The sequence below is a fragment of the Mesorhizobium sp. P2_A8 genome (assembly GCF_056404935.1).
Map to the genome: position 1 here is coordinate 109,278 of NZ_JBFUDB010000002.1, position 15,259 is coordinate 124,536.

General features: G+C 60.9%; 16 protein-coding genes and 1 tRNA gene. 6 read left to right on the forward strand and 11 right to left on the reverse strand.

The genetic code is table 11. The annotated features are described in order from the left end of the window. Positions 1-55: 55 nt before the first annotated feature. A complete protein-coding gene (locus tag AC1D10_RS07090) occupies positions 56-1,885 on the reverse strand; it encodes a site-specific integrase (protein ID WP_477270066.1) in 1,830 nt (609 codons plus the stop codon). A gap of 102 nt (positions 1,886-1,987) precedes the next feature. Further along, a tRNA-Met gene (locus tag AC1D10_RS07095) sits at positions 1,988-2,064 on the reverse strand. A gap of 239 nt (positions 2,065-2,303) precedes the next feature. Here AC1D10_RS07095 and AC1D10_RS07100 point away from each other — a divergent pair. Continuing rightward, positions 2,304-3,269: a Gfo/Idh/MocA family protein gene (locus tag AC1D10_RS07100; RefSeq protein ID WP_477270068.1), complete on the forward strand. Its 966-nt coding sequence runs from the start codon at positions 2,304-2,306 to the stop codon at positions 3,267-3,269. Between the two features lie 57 nt (positions 3,270-3,326). On the opposite strand, the gene mnmA is transcribed toward AC1D10_RS07100, so the two are convergent. Continuing rightward, positions 3,327-4,517: a tRNA 2-thiouridine(34) synthase MnmA gene (mnmA, locus tag AC1D10_RS07105; protein WP_477270070.1), complete on the reverse strand. Its 1,191-nt coding sequence runs from the start codon at positions 4,515-4,517 to the stop codon at positions 3,327-3,329. 282 nt (positions 4,518-4,799) lie between these two features. On the opposite strand from mnmA, the gene sciP reads away from it, so the two are divergent. After that, positions 4,800-5,075, forward strand: coding sequence for a CtrA inhibitor SciP (sciP, locus tag AC1D10_RS07110; RefSeq protein ID WP_013529904.1), 276 nt, complete (start codon positions 4,800-4,802; stop codon positions 5,073-5,075). A gap of 71 nt (positions 5,076-5,146) precedes the next feature. Here sciP and AC1D10_RS07115 read toward each other — a convergent pair whose 3' ends face one another. Further along, entirely contained in the window at positions 5,147-6,073 is a 927-nt protein-coding gene (locus AC1D10_RS07115; protein ID WP_477270073.1) for an NADP-dependent oxidoreductase, read from the reverse strand. Positions 6,074-6,161: 88 nt separating this feature from the next. On the opposite strand from AC1D10_RS07115, the gene AC1D10_RS07120 reads away from it, so the two are divergent. Continuing rightward, the gene (locus tag AC1D10_RS07120; protein WP_477270075.1) at positions 6,162-6,560 is read left to right on the forward strand and encodes a winged helix-turn-helix transcriptional regulator; all 399 of its coding nucleotides are present in this window, start codon (positions 6,162-6,164) and stop codon (positions 6,558-6,560) included. Between the two features lie 84 nt (positions 6,561-6,644). Here the strand turns inward: AC1D10_RS07120 and AC1D10_RS07125 are convergent, their stop codons facing one another. Further along, positions 6,645-7,022, reverse strand: coding sequence for a flagellar export protein FliJ (locus tag AC1D10_RS07125; RefSeq protein ID WP_111542795.1), 378 nt, complete (start codon positions 7,020-7,022; stop codon positions 6,645-6,647). Positions 7,023-7,473: 451 nt separating this feature from the next. On the opposite strand from AC1D10_RS07125, the gene ctrA reads away from it, so the two are divergent. After that, positions 7,474-8,169, forward strand: coding sequence for a response regulator transcription factor CtrA (ctrA, locus tag AC1D10_RS07130; RefSeq protein WP_006203583.1), 696 nt, complete (start codon positions 7,474-7,476; stop codon positions 8,167-8,169). A gap of 172 nt (positions 8,170-8,341) precedes the next feature. Here ctrA and AC1D10_RS07135 read toward each other — a convergent pair whose 3' ends face one another. Both AC1D10_RS07135 and chpT read right to left on the reverse strand, forming a co-directional pair. Continuing rightward, positions 8,342-8,710: a response regulator gene (locus AC1D10_RS07135; RefSeq protein ID WP_477270078.1), complete on the reverse strand. Its 369-nt coding sequence runs from the start codon at positions 8,708-8,710 to the stop codon at positions 8,342-8,344. A gap of 245 nt (positions 8,711-8,955) precedes the next feature. Next, the gene (gene chpT, locus AC1D10_RS07140) at positions 8,956-9,585 is read right to left on the reverse strand and encodes a histidine phosphotransferase ChpT (RefSeq protein WP_477270080.1); all 630 of its coding nucleotides are present in this window, start codon (positions 9,583-9,585) and stop codon (positions 8,956-8,958) included. Positions 9,586-10,013: 428 nt separating this feature from the next. Here chpT and AC1D10_RS07145 point away from each other — a divergent pair, with 428 nt between their 5' ends. Beyond that, positions 10,014-10,550, forward strand: a complete 537-nt coding sequence (locus AC1D10_RS07145; protein ID WP_379103241.1) for a DUF1134 domain-containing protein — start codon at positions 10,014-10,016, stop codon at positions 10,548-10,550. Between the two features lie 108 nt (positions 10,551-10,658). Further along, positions 10,659-11,792: a coiled-coil domain-containing protein gene (locus tag AC1D10_RS07150; RefSeq protein WP_477270082.1), complete on the forward strand. Its 1,134-nt coding sequence runs from the start codon at positions 10,659-10,661 to the stop codon at positions 11,790-11,792. A gap of 3 nt (positions 11,793-11,795) precedes the next feature. On the opposite strand, the gene AC1D10_RS07155 is transcribed toward AC1D10_RS07150, so the two are convergent. The 4 genes from AC1D10_RS07155 to AC1D10_RS07170 all read right to left on the reverse strand — a co-directional run bounded on the left by AC1D10_RS07155 (position 11,796) and on the right by AC1D10_RS07170 (position 15,255). Continuing rightward, positions 11,796-12,599, reverse strand: a complete 804-nt coding sequence (locus AC1D10_RS07155) for a TrmH family RNA methyltransferase (protein WP_477270084.1) — start codon at positions 12,597-12,599, stop codon at positions 11,796-11,798. Positions 12,600-12,766: 167 nt separating this feature from the next. After that, positions 12,767-13,111, reverse strand: a complete 345-nt coding sequence (locus tag AC1D10_RS07160) for an ArsR/SmtB family transcription factor (RefSeq protein WP_379102148.1) — start codon at positions 13,109-13,111, stop codon at positions 12,767-12,769. Positions 13,112-13,252: 141 nt separating this feature from the next. Next, positions 13,253-14,044: a HugZ family pyridoxamine 5'-phosphate oxidase gene (locus AC1D10_RS07165; RefSeq protein ID WP_477270086.1), complete on the reverse strand. Its 792-nt coding sequence runs from the start codon at positions 14,042-14,044 to the stop codon at positions 13,253-13,255. 35 nt (positions 14,045-14,079) lie between these two features. Next, positions 14,080-15,255, reverse strand: a complete 1,176-nt coding sequence (locus AC1D10_RS07170; RefSeq protein ID WP_477270088.1) for a CaiB/BaiF CoA transferase family protein — start codon at positions 15,253-15,255, stop codon at positions 14,080-14,082. Between the last annotated feature and the right edge of the window lie 4 nt (positions 15,256-15,259).

Below are 15,259 nucleotides of genomic sequence, written 5' to 3' on the forward strand. Positions count from 1 at the left end.
CATCGGCTGCTGGCGCGGACGGAAACGGCCTTGGCAGCTAATTTTCCGTTCGACCTTACTTGTGGGGCTGTTCGGCTCGATTGAGGAATTCAAGCGAAAGGCCGGGATACTCAACTTTCGAGACGTGCTCGAATAGCGTTTCGACCTTTTGCCCGCGACCATATCGCTGGTCCATTGATCGCTGTTCCTGCCATCCGTTGATTGCCTTGCGAAGTTCCTCCGGGACACCGGCGTCGCGCAACGCATCATTAAAATTGTTCCGTAAGCTGTGAAATACCAATCTGCGCGATTTCCAAACCTTCGCGGCTTTGAGATTAGTGCGAAAGCGCTTCGAATAGAGGTCTGACGGCTTTTCCGCTGCTCCAGTCGCAGCTTCAGGAAACAGTCTTCCGTCCGGCCTATTCTTGACCCATTCGAGAAATCCGATTTGCTCGAAAATGGGATGAAGCGGGATGTCCCGAATGGCGTTCTCGGTTTTGACGCGCTTTGCAAAGTTCGTTCCGTTGTAGTTACCGTGTTCCTCGTCGGTCACTCGAACGAAGGTGACTCCGCTGTCCGTCTTTCCGAAATCGGCTTTTTCCAGCTGTAGAATTTCGTTCTCACGCATGCCGGTCCATAGCGCGATGATCGGGGCCCAATAGCGATGGCGCTTGACTATGTTTGGACCTGGCTTGTGGCATCCGTTTTCGTCATCGACGCTACCGGTGAAAAGCGGCAGCGCGAAGAGCTTGTTGAGGTCCGCGATTGGGAATGGCTCGTAGGTGTCCTTCTTAGACAGATATTTTTTGCGTTGGTCCCGAGAAACGTTGACGCCGATCCCTCGGAACGGGTTGCTCGTCAGCCATTGCTCGTTGACCGCAAAATCGAATGCCTGCGTGATGACCTGCAGAAGGGTTTTGGCTTCTTTCGACCTGTTGGCCGGTGCACCGGTGGCCGCCTCGTGCCGGTCCGCCGCGTCGGCCAAGCTATGGCCTTTGTGATGCCAAGTTGCGTAGGGGGGAATGCGGGGAAGAAATTCGGCAAGGTTTCTGGCATCGTCGCGGGTTATGCTGCCCAATGCCATGTTAGGCCCCAACCGTTCCTCCAGCACGCGAAACGGAATTCGGTACTGCGCCGCTCTGGACTTGGTGACCTTCGATACGTGCTGTTTGAGAAACGCCGATTTCAGGTCCGCAATGGTTTTCCCTTGGCCTGCGGATGTGGCGCTAGAATGCGAGATTTCGCCGCCGGTAACCCTGCCGAAAATGCTAGAATCGATTATAGCGAGCGAGCCCGTTTCCCACGATCTGTAACGGCGCTTCGCAAGTTCCAGATCGGCTCGCTCCAACAGCCGACAGAACCCTTGAAACGCTCGATGGCTCGCAAGCTCGTCCGGCCAACCGGACGCATTTAGTTGATCTGCTTTCGACCGGGACAGCACTCCATGTTCCACCAACAATTCGAGCGCTCGGGGATCGGTCGTACGCTTGTGTCCTGATGCCTCGTCGAGGGCTTCTCGAAAGTCGGCATTCGCCACTTCAAGCAATTCATCATAGTCCGGATCGTCTTGGCTCAGGAAGTACGCCCCGGTGTCAAGGTTCGCTTGGTCGCGTTTATGGAAATAGGAGAGCGCGATCTGTCTTGCCCTTGTCAGGTCAAGATCGAGAGCGGAGAGGCAATCGCTCGGAGCCTCCTCGCCCTTCTCAAGCCGTGCTTGCAGTCTTTTTAGTTCGGCATCAGTTCTGACGGCAAAAAGGTTCGCACGCTGCTTGGCTTCTTTGGCAGCCAGATGGGCGATGCGCTCCACCCAAGCGTGCTTTCCGGCAAGTCCTTTGAGGTGCCTCGGAACGTTGCGTTTCAGCTTCTGTTCGGAGCCGGTGCCGACGATGTATCGGGCTTTCGCCATGTCTTCCATCCTCGTAATGTACCGGCAAAAGGTACCGGGTGCGAGAACGGATTCTTTTTGAAATCAAATGCTTATAATCAGATCAATCCCTTAGGGTGGGATTGGTAGCGGGAGAGGGACTTGAACCCCCGACCCCAGGATTATGATTCCCGTGCTCTAACCAACTGAGCTACCCCGCCAGGGCGGCGAAAGGCCCGAAATCCGCCTCAAATCGAAAGGCATGTCGGGGGCGTTCGCCAAGGTCGCGCGGATATAAGGTTGGGAGGGTGAGCCTGTCAAGCTTCGAAGCAACCGGCTTGCCGGCTTATTGTCATTGTCGAAAAGCTTTGCCGCGCAGACATTTGGTTGCCGCCGCCGGGTTGAGTTCGTGGGGGCACGTCGCTATGTCTCGGCCACGAGTTCTTAGAGTTTGAAACAGATGAAACCGCGCATTGCAGTCCTCGGTTGCGGATACTGGGGCAGCAACCACATCCGCACCCTCAAGGCGCTCGGCGCGCTGCACGCGGTCTCCGACGTCAACCCGGCTCGCGCCGAAGGCTTCGCCAGCGAGCAGGACTGCCTGGCGATCGAGCCCGACCAGTTGTTCGTCCGGGACGATATCGACGCCATCGTCATGGCGTTGCCGCCGCAATTCCATGCCGACCTTGCCGTGCGCGCCGTCGAAGGCGGCAAGGACGTGCTGGTGGAAAAGCCGATCGCGCTGACCGTCGAGGACGCCGAGCGCGCGGTGCAGGCGGCCAAGGACAATGGCCGCGTCTTCATGGTCGGCCATGTCTTGCGGTTCCATCCCGCCTTCGAGACGCTGAAAGGGCTGATCGACAAGGGCGAGCTCGGCGAAGTCCGCTACATCCATTCGCACCGGCTCGGGCTCGGCAAGTTCCACACCGAGAACGACGCGCTGTGGGACCTGGCGCCGCACGATTTGTCTATGATCCTGGCAATCACCGGCACCGAGCCGATCGAGGTGCGCGGCGAGGGCGCCGCCCTGCTCGACAATCTCAGCGACTTCGCGCATCTGCACATGCGTTTTCCAAACGGCCTGCGCAGCCATCTCTTCACCTCGCGGCTAAACCCCTATCGCGAGCGACGGCTGACCGTGGTCGGCACCAAGGCGATGGCGGTGTTCGACGACGTCGAACCATGGGAACGCAAGCTTGCCGTCTACCGCCACGCTGTGTGGCAGGACAGCGGCCAATGGGCCTTCACCACCAATGAGCCATCCTATGTCGCGGTTGCACAAGGCATGCCGCTGACGCGTGAGCTGGAGCATTTCATCCATTGCATCGAGACGCGAGCCGAGCCGCGCACCAGCGGCGAGGAAGCGATCAGGGTGCTGCGCATCCTGACCGCGGGGACGGTCACGCATACCACGCCCAATTCCTGAGAGACCGTTTGGACTCTATCGAGCGAATTTCGAAACAGTTGCTGAGCGGGTAGTGGATTACTCGGCGGGGATCTGCGCCGGCCTGGCGGCAAGCCGGGTCAGCATTGCCTCTGCCTCCGCGCCACGCTCCGAACGCTCGATGAAGCCGCCGCCGAACACGCGCGCCTGGTTGCCGTCATCGGAATAGAGCACGCAGGCCTGTCCGGGTGCGATGCCGGACTCGCCGTCGACCAGTTCCACCCAAGTGGCGCCAGCGCGGTGATGCAGCACGGCCGGGCGCGGCGGGCGCGTCGAGCGGACTTTGGCGAACAGCTCCAGGCCACCGGTGGGAACATCGGCAAGCGGCCCGTCGCCCAGCCAGTTCATGTTGCGCAGATAGATCTTGTGCGTCTCCAGCGCCTCGCGCGGGCCGACCACGACGCGGGCGCGGTCGGCGTCGAGATGGACGACGTAAAGTGGCTCGCCGGAAGCGATGCCGATGCCGCGGCGCTGGCCGATCGTGTAGCGCAGGATGCCCTCGTGGCGGCCGAGCAAGCGGCCGTCGATGTGGACGATGTCACCCGGATTGGCAGCAGCCGGCTTCAGCTTGGCGATGATGTCGGAATATTTGCCCTGCGGCACAAAGCAGATGTCCTGGCTGTCCTGCTTGGCGGCAACCGTCAGCCCCATCTCCTCGGCGATGGCGCGAACCTGCGGCTTCGACAGGCCGCCGAGGGGGAAGCGCAGATAATCGATCTGCGCCTGCGTGGTGGCGAACAGGAAATAGCTCTGGTCGCGGTCGGCGTCGACCGGCCGGTAGAGCGCGCGGTGGGCGCCATTGGCACCGGAGCGGATGTAGTGACCGGTGGCCAAAGCGTCCGCACCAAGCTCCTTGGCTGTGGCCAGAAGATCGGCGAACTTGACCGTCTGGTTGCAGGAAACACAGGGGATCGGCGTCTCGCCGGCGACGTAGCTTTCGGCGAAGGGATCGATGACCGCCTTGCGGAAGCGTTCCTCGTAGTCGAGCACATAATGGGGAATGCCGAGCGTCTCGGAGACGCGGCGGGCATCGTCGATGTCCTGCCCGGCGCAACATGAGCCGGCGCGGTGCGTCGCCGCGCCATGGTCGTAGAGCTGCAATGTGACGCCGACGACATCATAGCCCTCGCGCTTCAACAGGCCGGCGACGACGGACGAGTCGACGCCGCCCGACATGGCGACGACGATGCGGGTGTTTTCGGGACGTCCGGGAAGATCGAGGCTGTTCATGGTTCTTTCGTTCTGCGCGGCGCCTGAATGCCAATGACGGGAATATAGGTCAAGCTCTCCGGCTACGCCAGCTTGGCCGATCGACTAGCGACCGGTCCGGCGAATGGAAAGATTTTTCCGCGCGGCGCCGGCGCTTCCGGGCGGATGTTTCAAATGCCGACGAAAAGACTAACGCGGCGTTCATGATCCTTACCTAGTCATTAGGGTCTGCTTAGGCAATTTTTAAAGCTGTGGCGGTAACGTGGCGGGGATTGGGTCTTTGAGTTTTTTGTAGAGAGTACGATGACCGATCTGGTTAGACCGAGAGTCAAGTATGTTATCGGGCCTGACGGCAGCCCTCTTACGATTGCCGATCTGCCGCCGACGAATACACGTCGCTGGGTTATCCGGCGTAAGGCGGAAGTGGTTGCTGCGGTGCGCGGCGGGCTCTTGAGCCTTGACGAAGCATGCCAGCGCTATAAGCTCACCACCGAGGAATTCCTGTCCTGGCAGGCGTCGATCGACGAGTATGGCCTTGCCGGGCTGCGCACGACGCGCATCCAGCAATACCGGCATTAGAGTCGGTCTAAACACGATCAAAGGGCGCGGCACTCCGCGCCCTTTTGTTTTCGAAGCGATTCTTTTGGCGCTCAGGCCGTCAGCGCCACTTTGCCGATCGGCCTGGTGGCGAGAAAGGCGTGAGCAGCACCTGCCTGCTCAAGCGGGAAGCTTTTCGCCACGTGGACGACGAGCTTTTTCGCATCGATCAACCGGGCGAGTTCCAGCAGGCCTTCACGGTCTGGCACGACTGACATGCGCTCGACCCGGATGCCCTGCGCGCTGGCCTGCACCTTCGTCGCGTCGCTGACATTGAGCAATGACACCAGCACGCCGCCGCGCTTAAGCACCTTCAGCGAATGTTCGGCATGGTCGCCGCCGATAGGCTCCAGTACGAGATCGATGTCGCGAACCTTGTCGGCGAAATCGCTCTTGGTGTAGTCGAGAACCTCATCGGCGCCGAGCGACCGGGCGAAATCGAGCTTCTGCGGGCTGGCGGTGGCGATGACGTAAGCGCCGCGCGCCTTGGCGATCTGCACCGCCAGGTGGCCAACGCCGCCGGCTGCGGCGTGGATCAGCACGCGCTGGCCTGATTTCAGCCCGCCATGGCGGACGAGGCCTTGCCAGGCGGTGAGGCCCGCCAGCGGCAATGCGCCTGCCTGGATGTGGTCGGCGCCGTTCGGCTTCAGTGCGATTTCATCGGTAGGCACAGCCGCAAGTTCGGCATAAGCGGCGGCTTGCTTGGGGAAGCGCGGCATGCCGAACACCTCGTCGCCGACCTTGAAGCCAGAGACGCCGGCGCCCAGCGCCTCGACGGTTCCCGAGATATCCCAGCCCAGGATGAAGGGCGGCTCGCCGAGCAGGGAATAATTGCCGGCGCGGACGGAGCCATCGACCGGATTGATGCCGGCTGCCTTGACGCGGACCAGCACCTCGCCGGCCTGTGGTGTGGGGTCGGGCCGATTGGCGATGACAAGGACGTCGGGTCCGCCGACGGAATTCTGGATAACGGCACGCATGGGATGTCTCCTGCTGGTTGGTGCCACTATCATTTGGATAGTAATATCCTCTTGTCTAGTATGTACCTTTCTGATACATAGGTACTTCATGGATAGTGAAGACGATTCCCCTTTCGGCTATGATGCGTACCGGCGGACATGTGCTTCGCACACGGTGCTCGAGATGCTGGCCAGCAAATGGGTGTATCTGGTGGTTTGCGCGCTGCGCAAAGGCCGGCTGCGCAATGGCGAGCTCGCCCGCAAGCTTGAAGGCATCACGCCGAAGATGCTGACGCAGACGCTGCGGGTGCTTGAGCGCGACGGCCTTGTTCGGCGCGAGATCTTCCCGGTCATTCCGCCGCGTGTCGAATATGAATTGACCGAGCTTGGCCAGAACCTGGCGGGACTGCTCAACCAGATCAGGTCGTGGTCGGAACAGCATGCGCCGGACATCAAGGAGGCGAGGGCGCGGGCGACTGGCGAAAACGAAGGCGGTTTGGCCGCCTAGGGCAGCTTTCAGTCGGCTTAACTGAAAACCTGGATGCTGCGCCCGCCCGAGGGACAAGCGCCAACTTTACAGACAGGCCGGGCTTCAGCCGATCATGGCGCTGCGGCCGCCGACCTCGGATTCGCGAATCTTGGTGTCGCGTGATTCGAGCATCTCAGCCTTGGAAAGCTCCGCTTCAGCTTCGCCGAGTAATGATTCGGCAGTGCTTCGCTGCTGGGCGAGGTCACTTTGCGAATTTCTGAGGTTGTCGCGACGCAAGCGCGCTGCCTTGGCAAAGGTCGGGTAGGCAAAATGGTTGATGTCGGTGATGCCGGCTTTCTTTTCTTCGGCGGTGATCTGAAGCTCCAGTTCGACGGCCATGCGCTCGAACTCGGCGATCATCATGTCGAGCTGCAGCAGCTGCCGCCGCTTCTCATTCACCTGAAACTGTTTCAGCCGAACGAGGTTTTCACGTGACTTCATGATTCGGTACTCCCAGAAACGCACACCCGCACATATCGTCCAAACCTCTTGGAAAGGCCCAAGCGTCACCCGTGTCCACCGGCTTTCCCCGAACTATGGGAAACAAAACCCTAAAGTTTTTTGCCGGCGGTAACCATTCGTTTACGGGCATTGTTAATCATACGGGTCAGGACTTAAGGCCGGGTAAAAATTCCGGCCGCCGATGTGGGAGCCGCGTCAATGAGTCCCTGGAGTCACTTAGTCCAGGTTGTTAATGTGTTGCATTAGGAATTTGGGTCTGGATTCGTTATTAGATTCAAGAGGGTGTAGAAAGAGGTTAAAAAATCTGGTACCGTGATGGACGGGAAATTAGGTTTTGTTAACCATTTGATGGCAGCCTCTGCACAAGGCAACCACTGCTCCGGGCCTGGACGGGTCGTGAAATGGTCCGGCAGCAGAAAAGGGGAATGAAATGCGTGTTCTGCTGATAGAAGATGACAGTGCAACCGCACAAAGCATCGAACTGATGCTGAAATCGGAAAGTTTCAATGTCTACACGACCGATCTCGGCGAAGAGGGTGTCGATCTAGGCAAGCTCTACGATTACGACATCATCCTTCTCGACCTCAACCTGCCGGACATGTCGGGCTATGAAGTCCTGAGAACGCTTCGCCTGTCCAAGGTGAAGACGCCGATCCTCATCCTCTCCGGCATGGCCGGTATCGAGGACAAGGTACGCGGCCTCGGCTTCGGCGCCGACGACTACATGACCAAGCCGTTCCACAAGGATGAGCTGGTCGCCCGCATCCATGCCATCGTACGGCGCTCCAAGGGCCATGCCCAGTCGGTCATCACCACCGGCGACCTGGTGGTCAACCTCGATGCCAAGACCGTTGAAGTCGGCGGCCAGCGCGTGCACCTCACCGGCAAGGAATATCAGATGCTGGAGCTGCTCTCGCTACGCAAGGGCACCACGCTGACCAAGGAAATGTTCCTCAACCACCTCTATGGCGGCATGGACGAGCCCGAGTTGAAGATCATCGACGTCTTCATCTGCAAGCTACGCAAGAAGCTCGACGCGGCATCAGGCGGCCAGAATTACATCGAGACGGTCTGGGGTCGCGGCTATGTGCTGCGCGAACCGGAAGACATCCGCGTCAGCGCCTGAGCGGCGAACACCGTCCGAACTTTTCTTCGACAAAAAACCCGGCTCCGGCCGGGTTTTTTGCGCGATGGGCTGATAACTATTTGTTTTTACGCAATTCCCTGAGGAAAGCGCTACGCGCTTTTCCCGAGAAAACCGTTACATGCTTTCCTGGAATTGCTCCAGGCCAGCCGCATCAGGCGGCGATCTTCAAGGCGCGAAAACGCTCGAGCAGTTGCGGCCGGTTGAATGGCTTCAGGAGATAGCCCTGAGCGCCGGCGCGCTTGGCCCGCATGATCGAAGCGATATCGAGCTCGACCAGCGAAATCAGGATCTGCGGCCTTACCGGGCTCTCCATGGCGCGCACGCGGCGGATGAGATCGACCGCCGCCACATCCGGCAAGGCGCCGTCGATGACGATGATGTCGGGCATATCGGCAGCGCACATCTCGAGCGCGTCAAGTCCGCTGGCTGCCTCGATGACAACCATGTCGGAACCACCCAGGATGCGTTTTGCAACCTTCCTGATGACGCTTGAATCGTCGACGAACATACAGCGTTTCATTTCCGGGTCCTTTTGCCTTGTGGCAATCCGGTAGCGTCGGGGCATCCGAAGTGCACCATAGACCGATCTGGTAAAGAAGCCGAAAAGCGTTTAGGTAAAATTTTTGCAAAGATGCCGTGCGCGGACTGTTCTTCGCAATGCTTCGACCCAACCAGCCCGGTGAAGCTCATCTCGCCTCGATCGAGACGCTGCCGCAGGTATTGCGGATTGAAATACTTCGCTTCCCTGAGGAATTGGCGCGAATTTCAGGCCGCTGAAAGCACGATTTCTTCCGGCGTCGCGTGGATCGAGATCGTCATGTTGGCTTCGCGCGCCAGAAGCAGCGTGTAATAGGGCTGCACGGAATGAGCGTCGATCGGTTCCTCCGGCTTGTGGCCGGAATGCAGTTCGAGGAATTTCGGCGGCACGCGCAGCATCGGGCCGCTCGCCGCAAGCGAGAAACGCGGCTCGGTTTCGAGGTTTTCCAGCGTCACGGAAAGCTTGCCGCCGCGCGGAATGGCGGCGTTGGCGACGAGAATCAGGTTGAGCAGCAGCTTGACCTTGTTCTTGGGCAGCAGCGCACGGGTCCCGTTCCAGCTCAGTTCCGGCTTTTCGTTCTTGAGGAAGGCGATGGCGACCGCTTCGGCGTCGCCGGTATCGATCAACATGCCGGCCGATCCGGCAGCGCCGAATGCGATGCGGGCGAACTGCAGGCGGGCCGAAGCGTTGCGGGCGCTCTGGCGGATCAGCTTCATGGCGTCCTCGTCGGCGCCGCCTTCGTCGAGCAGTTCGAGTCCATTGTTGATCGCGCCGACCGGCGAGATGATGTCGTGGCAGACCCGGCTGCACAACAGCGCTGCCAAATCGGGTGCGGAAAGGGTGAACAGATCGGCCATCGGCGAAAATCCCTGCAAAATTTCTTAGCTCATGGCCGCGCGATCGATCGTCGCCTGCCCACACGAATCACGCACTCTCTCCCTTGGGCTTTCTGAATACACAGCGCCCGTGCGTGCAGCAACAAATCCAAAATTGTGGTTGTGACAAATGGCGTGTTCACGAGGCCGGCGGCCACCCATTTGCCCGTTTGAGCGATCCCGACAGCCTTTGAACCGCCATGTTCATGTGGGAGCTTAATGGTTGAAAAAGGATTACGGCATAGTTTGCCCGTAACAGTTACCCTTAACGGCCGGCTAAAAGAGCCGTACAGGGTGTGAGGCGTCGGCGAAAGTGCTCCCTGACGGAGATTGGAAGCATGTTTTCCCGATTCTACGACCGGACTTTTTTCCGCGTCATCCCAGACCGGACTCTTGTCCGTGTCGTGTCAATGGCGATCGCGCTCATGGGCGTTCTCGTGTTCTCGACTTCGGCCTTGCGGGCCCAGGAATACACCGCTCAAGAGATTGTCGATTCCGGTCACAAGTTCTTCGGCGCGACATCGGGCGGGCTCGCCACGGTCGTCGAGAAGATTTTTGCTTCCTACGGCCTGCCCAATGGCTATCTGCTGGGCGAAGAGGGCTCGGGCGCGCTGATCGGCGGCCTGACCTATGGCGAAGGCACGCTCTACACCAAGAATGCCGGCGATCACAAAGTGTTCTGGCAAGGCCCCTCACTCGGCTGGGATTTCGGCGGCGAGGGGTCGCGGGTGATGATGCTGGTCTACAATCTCGACGATGTGGGCAACCTCTACAACCGCTACGGCGGCGTCGCCGGTTCGGCCTATGTGGTGGCAGGCGTCGGCTTCAACGTGCTGAAGAACAACAATGTGATTTTGGTGCCGATACGCACCGGCGTTGGTGCCCGGCTCGGCGTCAATCTCGGCTATCTGAAGCTTACCGAACGCGCGACGTGGAATCCGTTCTGAGCTAAACCCGTTCCGTTGCGGCAAACGCTTGCCGCAACGCTGGATTTCCGTCATGCCAACGTGGCACAATCCAGCATTGGCGGTTGCCGTCCACAAACGGGTAGTCACTTGGTTCAGTCGGTCCTGTTCTTCGTCCTCGGCTTTCTCTGCGCCGGCTTTCTGGCGCTTATGGTTGCTCCGGCGATATGGCGCCGTGCCGTCGCCCTGACGCGCAAACGCATCGAAGCCTCGATACCTCTGACGCAAACCGAGATCCTGGCGGACAAGGATCGCGTCCGCGCCGAATACGCCATGTCGACGCGCCGCCTCGAAATCAACGTTAAGGCGTTGCGCGAGAAGGCGGCAGAACAGCTCGTCGAGATCAGTCGCGGCCACGAGGCGATGAAGGGCCTGGCGATCGAACGCATGAACAAGAACCAGGCGCTGAGCGAACTGGGTGCCAAGAGCGAAATGCTGCGGCAGCGCGAGGAAGAGCTGCACCGCCTGTCGGACCGGCTCAAGGAAACCGAACGCAAGCTGGAGAAGCGCGCGCTCGAGCTCGAAAAGCTGGGGCGCATGTATGACGACGCCAGCTTCTCCTCCAGCAGCCGGCAGATCGAACTCGTGGCGCGCGAATCCGAGATGCAGAAGCTCGCCAGTGACATTGCGCTGCTGCGTGGCCAGCGCAAGGAAGCGGACCGGCGCGGCCAGGAAATCGCAGCCGAAAGCAAGGCCGCGCGCGACGCCCTGAAAGCTGAGAAAAAGAGGACCGCCGAACTCGACAAGAAGTTCGAACGGCTGATGGCGACGCTGGCCGATCGCGAGGACAAGCTCGACCGTCGCGAAAAGGAACTGGCGCGGCTGCGCGAAAAGTCGAAAGCCGAGGATGGCACGCCGGCCTTGCGGCTGGTCGGCAAGGGCGGTGACGTCGCCACGAGCGATGACGTCGACAAGGCAATCGCCAAGCTCGACAGCGATCGTGAACGGCTCGAGGCGAGGCTGACGGCGCTGGCGCTCGAGAACAAGCGGTTGAAGGCGGATCTCACCGCGCTGGCCGCGTCCAATCCGGCGGATGGCAGCTCCGCCTTGCGCGAGCAGATGAACGAACTGGCAGCGGAGGTCGTTCACCTCACGGCCAAGCTCGAGGGGCCTGATTCGCCGATCGCCAAGGCATTGGCGGCACCGTCGGATGCACGCTCCGGCAACGGTGACCGCAGTCTTGCAGATCGAGTGCGGGCGCTGCAGAAGGCTGCAACAAGCTGAACTTCAGTTCCTGTTTGCCGAGAAATGATGCAGCGCGATGGCTGACGCCGCGGCGACGTTCAGGCTGTCGAAGCCTTCCGACATAGAGATCCGCACGGTGTGCAGGCGTGCAAGCAGGCTGTCCGGCAAGCCGTCGCCCTCGGTGCCGAGATAGAGCGCCAGGCGCTCGCTCGGCTGCGCATCGCGTATGTCGGTCTGCCCGCGTGGCGACAGCGCGAATTGTTCGAAGCCCCGTTGTGCGAGCATTGCCGTGAAGCCGTCGGCGTCGGTGAACGACGAAAAGGGGATCTTGAGCGCGGCGCCGACTGAAACGCGGATCGCCTTGCGATAGAGCGGATCGCAGCAGGTCGCATCCATGAGCACCGCATCGGCGCCAAAGGCGGCGGCGTTGCGAAAGATCGAACCCATGTTGTCATGGTTGGCGATGCCGACGAGCACCACGACCAGCGCCCGGGCCGGCAAGGCATCGATCAGCGTTTCGGCCGGCTGCGGTGTCCCCTTGCGGCCTATGGCCAGGATGCCGCGATGCATATGAAACCCCGCGATTGCATCCATCACCGCGCCGGTGGCGACATAGACCGGGAGGTCCGCCGGCGCCTTGCGCAGGATGCCGTCGAGGCCGGCCAGACGGTTTTCCAGGATCAGCACCGATTCGGCGCCAAAGCGCCCCGTCGAGAGCAGCAGGTCGAGCACCACCTTGCCTTCGGCGATAAAGCGGCCTTGCCGGCCGGCGAGGTCACGCTCGCGGATATCGAGATAGGCGGCAACGCGCGGGTCTTGCGGGTCGTCGATGCGAATGGGATCCATGCGTTCCTCGCGGCCACCGCATCGGCGGAAAATCCGGGCCGATTGCCGAGGCTCACTTTGGTTCGGAAAGCACGATGCGACAATTCATGATGATCAGCCACCTCTGTGCGCCCGGTTGGACGCACATCGCCCTGAAAGCGTCGCGAGGCAGGTGGTTATAGGGCGGGTCAGGTTCCGGCGCGGCGCAAACGATGCGCCATCTGGGAGAGGTCTTCCTTGCCGCTGCCGAAAATGCCGTCCAGCATGCCGAGCAGTTCGTGTACGGCATCGGATTTGCACGAATAGTAGATCATCTGCCGGTCGCGGCGGGTGTCGACGAGGTCGAGCGCCCGCAACTTGGCCAGATGCTGCGACAGGGCGGATTGGCTGAGCATCACCTTCTCGGCGATGGCGCCGACCGACATTTCACCGTCGATCAGATAGCTCATGATCAACAGCCGTTTCTCATTGCCCATCAGCATGAGAAATTCGGCTGCCGATCCGGCATTGGCGATTAGCTTAGTCGAGACCATCGATCCCCCATGCTTCTTGTTCATCCTGACGCCATGGGGGCAATGGCATCTGATTCCATAACCTCAGTCGTGAATGGGCGCTGCGATTCAGCGTCACCGCTAAAAGGTAGAACATTTCCTTCAAATCTCAAGTGTTGCTTTTTATTCAGCATGATTTAGTTCAATTTTGGCGTCGGCCGCGGCCCGGCCGGCCCTAGCCATTTCGACCAGAATGGGACGTAATTTGGGCTCTGCTGCCAAGGATTGCGGGAAGAAGACCCGGCAAACATCGTCACCCGACACCAGATCCATGCCATCGGCGTCGAATCCGGCAATGGTCCAGCCGTTTCCGGACACTTTCGCGAAATGCTGTGCATAAACGGCAATCGCATCGAGGTGGTCGGCATTCATATGGTCGATGGCGGATTGTTCACTCGCCGCCAGGTCCTCGACGATCGGTCCGCTGGTAAGCAGATCGGATCGATCGAGCTGATAGGCCCTGCCGAAGCCGCCGTTGAGGCTGGCGCGATTGGGCTCGAGGCGGAAGATCGAAAAGTCGCCGAGACCGGCGTAGAGTTTCGCCTTGGGATTGTGGTTGAGATAACGGCGCTCGGCGCGGGTGTGTTCGCTCGATCCGCGCTCAAGCCGTGCTGCCTGGCAGACCAGTGTCACGCGCGGGTACGCCAGCGGGTCGCCCTTGCCGGGTTCGCCAAGCAAAAGGGAACAGTGTGCATCGGCGAGCAAGGCGCCGGTGTGCGCCGAGAGCATCGACACCAGGATCAGCGGCGCGCCATCGATGTCGGTGGCCACACCGACCCTGCTGGCCAGCGGCGAACCTGTTTGCGGCTCGATCACCGCCAGCGCGCCAAAGCGGGCGTTGCGCAGAAGCGTCTTGGCCAGTCGGATCGCCTCGGCGTCGGTCTCGCGGATCACGTCCTTCTTCGGTTCGTCCAAGATACCACCGCAATAAGTTGATTTACCTTCTCCGCTTATCTGTCAAACAAACCGGATTTGACAAGGCCGTCAATCTCGTTTTTCGAGAACCCGAAACGCGCCAGCACTGTCGACGGGACGAGATCGTTATCGGCGGGCCTGGCCGCCAGTGTCGGCCGCGAGCCGGAGAAACGCGGCGCCGGCGCAGGGCGCTCAAGTCCGCCGGCCATCACAAAGGCGTCGCGCGCCCGATTGTGTGGGTGGTGCTTTGCCTCGTGCAGCGACAGAACGGGGGCAACGCAGGCATCGGTTTCGGCAAACAGCCGGTCCCAGTCGTCGCGAGATTTCTGCCGGACCCGATCGGCAATGGCTGCACGCATCGACGGCCACAGGGCCTTGTCGTACTGGCCGCGTGCAAAGCGCTCGTCGAGCGGCAGCAGACTGGCGAATTCGGCGAAGAATTGCGGCTCGAGGCAACCGATGGCGACATGGCGTCCGTCTGATGTCTCATAGGTGTCGTAGAAGGGGGCGCCGGAATCGAGCAGGTTCGCGCCGCGCCTGTCGCTCCACAATCCGGCGGCCATGAGGGCGTGCACAGGCGCCGCCAGCATCGAGGCGCCTTCGACCATCGCCGCGTCGATTACCTCGCCCTTGCCCGTGCGCGAGCGTTGGAACAGGGCGGCCAGCACGCCGGCAACCAGCATCATGGCGCCGCCACCATAGTCGGCGACGAGGTTGAGCGGCGGGACGGGGCGGCCGTCGGCATGACCAATCGAATGCAGCAGGCCGGAATAGGCGAGATAGGTGATGTCGTGGCCGGCGCGGCCCGCGAGCGGTCCATCCTGGCCGAAACCGGTCATGCGGCCGTAGATCAGCGCCGGATTGCGGGCCAGCACCGCTTCCGGGCCGAGCGACAGCCGCTCCATGGCACCGGGGCGAAACCCTTCGAGCAACATGTCCGCCTTTTCGGCAAGGCGCAGCACCAGCTCGACGCCTTCCCGGCGCTTCAGGTCGAGGCGCAGGATGGATCGGCCGTGTCGGTCGATGTTGTAGTCATTCGGCAGCGACGGGAGAGCCCGGTTCGATCCTGCTCGCTCGACGAGCAGGACTTCGGCGCCCATCTCCGACAGCATCAGGCCGGCCAGGGGCACGGGGCCAAGCCCGGCCATCTCGATCACCTTCAGTCCGGCAAGCGGACCGGTCTTCCCGGCAGCGGACAGGCCGGCGCTCATGCCG

What these genes read in the sequence shown, in the direction of transcription:
- mnmA (WP_477270070.1), bottom strand. Translation starts at nt 4,517, where the DNA reads ATGAACAGCCTCGATCTTCCCGGACGTCCCGAAAACACCCGCATCGTC.
- AC1D10_RS07160 (WP_379102148.1), bottom strand. Translation starts at nt 13,111, where the DNA reads ATGGTCTCGACTAAGCTAATCGCCAATGCCGGATCGGCAGCCGAATTT.
- AC1D10_RS07170 (WP_477270088.1), bottom strand. Translation starts at nt 15,255, where the DNA reads ATGAGCGCCGGCCTGTCCGCTGCCGGGAAGACCGGTCCGCTTGCCGGA.
- AC1D10_RS07135 (WP_477270078.1), bottom strand. Translation starts at nt 8,710, where the DNA reads ATGAAACGCTGTATGTTCGTCGACGATTCAAGCGTCATCAGGAAGGTT.
- AC1D10_RS07145 (WP_379103241.1), top strand. Translation starts at nt 10,014, where the DNA reads ATGGCGATCGCGCTCATGGGCGTTCTCGTGTTCTCGACTTCGGCCTTG.
- AC1D10_RS07125 (WP_111542795.1), bottom strand. Translation starts at nt 7,022, where the DNA reads ATGAAGTCACGTGAAAACCTCGTTCGGCTGAAACAGTTTCAGGTGAAT.
- sciP (WP_013529904.1), top strand. Translation starts at nt 4,800, where the DNA reads ATGACCGATCTGGTTAGACCGAGAGTCAAGTATGTTATCGGGCCTGAC.
- AC1D10_RS07100 (WP_477270068.1), top strand. Translation starts at nt 2,304, where the DNA reads ATGAAACCGCGCATTGCAGTCCTCGGTTGCGGATACTGGGGCAGCAAC.
- AC1D10_RS07155 (WP_477270084.1), bottom strand. Translation starts at nt 12,599, where the DNA reads ATGGATCCCATTCGCATCGACGACCCGCAAGACCCGCGCGTTGCCGCC.
- AC1D10_RS07120 (WP_477270075.1), top strand. Translation starts at nt 6,162, where the DNA reads ATGGATAGTGAAGACGATTCCCCTTTCGGCTATGATGCGTACCGGCGG.
- chpT (WP_477270080.1), bottom strand. Translation starts at nt 9,585, where the DNA reads ATGGCCGATCTGTTCACCCTTTCCGCACCCGATTTGGCAGCGCTGTTG.
- AC1D10_RS07090 (WP_477270066.1), bottom strand. Translation starts at nt 1,885, where the DNA reads ATGGCGAAAGCCCGATACATCGTCGGCACCGGCTCCGAACAGAAGCTG.
- AC1D10_RS07115 (WP_477270073.1), bottom strand. Translation starts at nt 6,073, where the DNA reads ATGCGTGCCGTTATCCAGAATTCCGTCGGCGGACCCGACGTCCTTGTC.
- ctrA (WP_006203583.1), top strand. Translation starts at nt 7,474, where the DNA reads ATGCGTGTTCTGCTGATAGAAGATGACAGTGCAACCGCACAAAGCATC.